General features: G+C 77.6%; 1 protein-coding gene. It reads right to left on the bottom strand.

The window, feature by feature from the left end; all coding sequences use genetic code 11:
* Positions 1–162 precede the first annotated feature (162 nt).
* Positions 163–929, bottom strand: a 767-nt coding sequence (pdxT, locus tag D1643_RS11110; RefSeq protein ID WP_201751116.1) for a pyridoxal 5'-phosphate synthase glutaminase subunit PdxT, incomplete at its 5' end; no start/stop codon positions are given.

Genomic DNA, 929 nt, shown 5'->3' with positions numbered 1-929 from the left:
GGGCGCGGAGCGATGGGCGCGCGGCTGCGCGGGCGGCGCGCAGGGCGGGCTTGCGGGGGGGGGCGGAGGGCGCAGCTGCGTCGGCTTTTGCCGCGGCGTTCGGCTGCGCGCACGCGTGCTGCGGCGTTGCCCGCCGTGCTGCCGGGACGCACGGCGCTTCGGCTATCGTGCCAGATCGAGGAGGCGCCGGTAGATTCGCTCGTCCTCGTCGAGCTCGGGGTGGAAGGCGGCGCCTATCTGGCTGCCGTACTGGACGGCGACGGGCTGGTCGCCCAGCGTGACGAGCGGTCGGACGCCGGGGTCCCGCTGCACGATGCGCGGGGCGCGGATGAAGGTGAGGGGGACGGGGGCGGGGGCGAGCCGCGCGCCGTCGGGCTTGCCGGGCTGCTCCTGTGGCTTCGGCGGCTGGCCAGGCGCGGTGGCACGCGATTCGTCAGCGGCCCCGCCTTCCCAGGCGCCCTCGGCGTGGAAGCTGCCGAGCTGGCGCCCGTAGGCGTTGCGGCTCACCGTGACGGGTAGCGTGCGCAGCCCCTCCACCGCCGCGCGACCGGCGGCCGCCTGCGCATCGAGGCCCCGCAGGTCGCCGGTGCCCTCAATACGCTCGGCCAGCAGGATGAGGCCCGCGCAGGTGCCGAGCACCGGCAGCCCCGCGATGATGCGCTCGCGCAGCGGCCCCAGCATCCCCGCGTCACGCAGGAGCCGGGACTGCGTGGTGGACTCGCCGCCTGGCAGCACCAGGGCGTCGAGGGGTTGGTCGAGGTCGCCGCGCTGACGCAGCTCCGCCACGGCGCAGCCGAGCCCGCGCAGCCGCTGGACGTGCTCGGCGAACGCCCCCTGCACGGCGACGACGCCGATGCGGGGCCGGCGATGCTGCGGGCTGCCAAGGGGCCCGCCGGCGGGTCGGGGCGCGGGCGACGCGGGACCGCCGG

This window comes from Enterorhabdus sp. P55, from assembly GCF_009911695.1.
GTDB lineage: Bacteria > Actinomycetota > Coriobacteriia > Coriobacteriales > Eggerthellaceae > Enterorhabdus.
Note: the sequence above shows the minus strand (reverse complement) of the source record. Positions and strands in the feature narration are given on the sequence as shown.